Source organism: Okeania sp. (assembly GCF_983059655.1).
Map to the genome: position 1 here is coordinate 1 of NZ_CEZPJD010000735.1, position 3987 is coordinate 3987.

Sequence of the window (3987 nt, forward strand, 5' to 3'; positions counted from 1 at the left end):
AGGCAACAGGCAACAGGCAACAGGCAACAGGCAACAGGCAACAGGGAATAGGGAACAGGGAACAGGGAACAGGGAAAAGAGAACAGGGGGGAATAATTGATGATATATGGATAATAATTGATTTTATTTTTGATTTTTACCAGATGTCTAATAATTACTTCAATCTCCCCTACTCCCTACTCCCCTACTCCCTACTCTCTACTCCCCTACTCTCTCTTAATGTCAATCATTTTCCCTGACACCAATGTATATACGCTCATCGCTACTACGCTCAATTAAACCTTCGAGATTACTTGTTTTAAACTCATAGCGATTAATTTTACGGTTTCGTACATCCTGTAGTCCTTCCTTAATCTCAGGAGTAATTTTTAGATTCAACATATTAGTAAAAGCAACTCTTACCATTCTTTCAGGTAGTGCAGTTGAAACAGACAACTCAGTTTGTCGCAAGCGACGAGAATCTCGATCATATATATAGCCTAAAGTAATTTGATTAGGAAGTAAATCATAAATAACAACCTTAGTATTAGGCCAATAGCTACCCTCTTTAACTTTTGTAGGTTTTCCTAATAATTCTATTACTTTACTTTCCAATGTACCTGGAGGTAAGCCACGAATAATTGGCAACCGATCCCTAATAGTAGAATTATCAATAGGATCGGAAGGAATATTATCTGGCAATATTAACTCTATAGGTATATTAGGAACTGAATCTTGGGGAGGTTGAACCGGAGTTGGAGCTGGAGTTAATGTTGGAATTGGAGCTGGAGTTGGCTCAACCGTAGGTGGTATGGGTGTAGGTTTTTCTACTGGAGGGGTAGGGGTTGGTCTTACTATAGGAGGAGGAACAGGAGTTGGAGATGGTGATGGGGTAGGAGTAAAATTGGGCAATGGCTCCGGATCATTAGGCTCTGGAGATGGTGTAGGAGTTGCAGTTGGCTTTGATATAGGAGTTTGAGCAATATCTGATGGCCTAACTGTGGGAGATGGTGCAGGAGTTTGAACAATAGTTGGTGTGTCTGAGGGCTGAGAATTTAACACTATTGCTGCTAATGTTCCTACTACTAAAGTAGCGATCGCTCCAAGTATACCCCACATTAATATTCCTGTAGGTCTTTGTGTAGGAGGAATATTTACAGTCGTAGCAGTTGTTTCTTTTCCCACATTATGAGCTGGATGCTGTTGAGGTACAACCTGGATAGTTGAATGTAAATCAGTTGTACTAGAATTTGATAACAGTTTTAGCCATTCCTCCACAGTAGCAGGTCGGTGTTGAATATCCATTGCCATACCTTTTAGCACTGCTTGATTAACAGTACCACTTAGTTGAGGCTGTAACTCCCTCGGAGTAGCCATTTTTTGTTGCGCTCTGCTCATTGCTGGTATTGGCAGTCGTGCTGTTAATAAAGTATAGAGAGTCGCAGCTAAACCATATACATCTGTTGCTGCGGTACGTTTTCCTTGAAGAAAATACTGTTCTGGAGGGGCATAACCATCAGAAACCAAATTAGTGTGAACCTGAGTTTGACCAGCAATAAATTCTCGCGCAATACCAAAGTCAATTAAGATGACATCCTCAGTATCCCGACGTAGCATAATATTTTGGGGTTTAACATCTCGGTGAAGCAAGTTATTTTGATGCACTACTATCAAAGCATTGCCTACCTGACGAATATAATGCACGGCGATCGCCTCTGGTAGAGGTTGTCCACCAGATACAACTTCTGCTAAAGTTTTACCAGGAATATAGTCCATCACCATGTAAGGTTGACCATTTTCCACAAAAAAATCACTGACTCTGACAATATTAGGGTGGACACACAAAGCGAGTCTTCTTGCCTCATCCTGAAACTTCCTTTGAAATTCCTCAAAGTTAGGATGTTGACATAGAGACTCATTCAAAGTCTTAATAACTACAGGTTGTCCTAAATAATTATGAGTAGCCTTGATAGTAATACCAAAACCTCCCCTTCCTAATTCTTGTTCTAATGTATATTTACCCTCTTGTAAGTTTCTTAATATATTCATCTTTTTTATTTCCCAATTTCTATTTATCTTGGTGAATTACAGCAGTTTTCATTTTAGTAGTAGGGACATTCCATGGAACATTTTGACTAAAGTTTTGGCGTTGCATAAATGCAGAATGATTTTAATAGTTTTGTGGTCTTGTGGAATGGGCATCTTGCCCGTTCCCGTTCCCGTTCCTGATATTTGCCCGTTATCGAGTGAGGGCGTTGTTAGCCAGCATTTGCCTCTATATATGGCGTTTTAAAGGTTAATTTGCGTAAGCCCTGAGATATGCTAAATAGTATCCTACTTCTACTACTTCTCAGAGTGCTTCAATTACGAACTATAGGAATTAGGGTGAGAATTTTATTGCTTCGGTGTTTCCTATTCCCTATTCCCTGTTCCCTGTTCCCTGTTCCCTAATTTTAATTATGACTTTGAAGATACTTTGCCTTAGTAATGGTCATGGGGAAGATGCGATCGCAGTTCAAATTGTACAAGAACTACAAAAATATCCTCTTCCTCCTAGTCTTGCTGCCTTGCCTATAGTTGGGGAAGGATACGCTTATACCAAAATACCTCGCCTCTCAATTATTGGTCCCCGACAAAAAATGCCTTCTGGCGGGTTTATCTATATGGATGGGCAACAGTTATGGCAAGATGTCAAAGGTGGTTTATTAAAAATGACCCTTACTCAACTTAAAGCATTAAAATATTGGGTAAGTTCCGAAATTAGATTAGGTCATCAAGTAGTTATCTTTGCAGTTGGCGATATTGTACCTTTATTATTTGCTTGGTTGAGTGGAGCACCTTACGCTTTTTTGGGAACTGCTAAATCAGAATATTTGATCCGAGATGACACTGGGAAACTTGCCTCCAAGTCTTTGGTAGAAAATTTTCAGCATTGGTCAAAGTCGGTTTACTTTCCTTGGGAATGTTGGTTAATGAGTAGGAGTAAGTGTAGAGCGGTACTTGCTAGAGACGATCTAACAGCACAAATACTCAGAAAAAAGTCAATTCGCTCTTATTATCTGGGAAACCCCATGATGGATGGTGTAGAGTTGGAAAAATCTCTGCTGTCAATAGACAGCTCTGATACAGAAATGCTAGGAATACAGAGCCAAGTGACTATTACTTTATTACCTGGATCTCGTTCTCCTGAAGTTTATGCAAATTGGGAAATTATTATTCAAGCGGTTGTAGGGTTGCTCGAAAATTTTCCACAGCAAAAGTTTTTGTTTCTGGGAGCTATTGCCCCTAACTTAAGTTTAGAACCTTTTATTACAGTGCTCCAGTCTTATCATTGGCAGACTGAACGGGAAATGAGAACTGATACTCAAAACAGTATTTTACAACTGCCAGTCGATCGTCCTGTACCAACCTTTTTTTTTGGAGAGGGAAATATTCAGTTTCCTGTCAAATTAACTTCTCAGAATAAAAATGCTAGTCTGATTTTAGATCGACAAGCTTTTCCTGAATTTTTGCATCGGGGAAATTTAGCTATTGCTATGGCTGGTACTGCTACGGAACAATTTGTTGGTCTGGGGAAACCAGCGATCGCTATTCCTGGCAATGGCCCTCAATTCACATCTGCTTTTGCGGAAGCTCAAAGTCGTCTTTTAGGAATTTCTATAACTTTGGTCAAGCACCCCAGAGAAGTTGCAGATGCAGTTAAGTCTCTATTGAACGATCCAAAGCGACTACAATTAATTGCTAAAAATGGAATTCAGAGAATGGGTAAACCGGGTGCTGCTCAGAGAATTGCTAATTTTTTAATGGAGTTGAACTGGATGTAGTTCATTTCAGTTATCAGTTATCAGTTATCAGTTATCAGCACCTCTGCAATAAGAAGGTTTAAAGCCTCTTTGTTTTATGTGTTTAAAAAGGGAGACTTTAGACCACAATTTTTCGGTAACAGTTATTAACCGTTCTACTAAACTTACCCAAACTTACCCATACATGATTGCATGAGCTTTGGAG

The 3987-nt window shown here is 39.6% G+C and carries 3 protein-coding genes; 2 read left to right on the forward strand and 1 reads right to left on the reverse strand.

Going from position 1 to position 3987, the window contains the following annotated elements; all coding sequences use genetic code 11:
* Positions 1 to 239: hypothetical protein (locus AC3DU7_RS27535; protein WP_488042449.1), on the forward strand; the 239-nt coding region annotated here is incomplete at its 5' end.
* On the opposite strand, the gene AC3DU7_RS27540 is transcribed toward AC3DU7_RS27535, so the two are convergent.
* A complete protein-coding gene (locus AC3DU7_RS27540; RefSeq protein ID WP_488042450.1) occupies positions 223 to 2028 on the reverse strand; it encodes a serine/threonine protein kinase in 1806 nt (601 codons plus the stop codon). The two genes, AC3DU7_RS27535 and AC3DU7_RS27540, sit on opposite strands and share 17 nt — an antisense overlap.
* A gap of 410 nt (positions 2029 to 2438) precedes the next feature.
* Here AC3DU7_RS27540 and AC3DU7_RS27545 point away from each other — a divergent pair, with 410 nt between their 5' ends.
* On the forward strand, positions 2439 to 3803 hold the full coding sequence (locus tag AC3DU7_RS27545) for a lipid-A-disaccharide synthase-related protein (RefSeq protein WP_488042451.1): 1365 nt from the start codon (positions 2439 to 2441) through the stop codon (positions 3801 to 3803).
* The last annotated feature ends 184 nt before the right edge of the window (positions 3804 to 3987 follow it).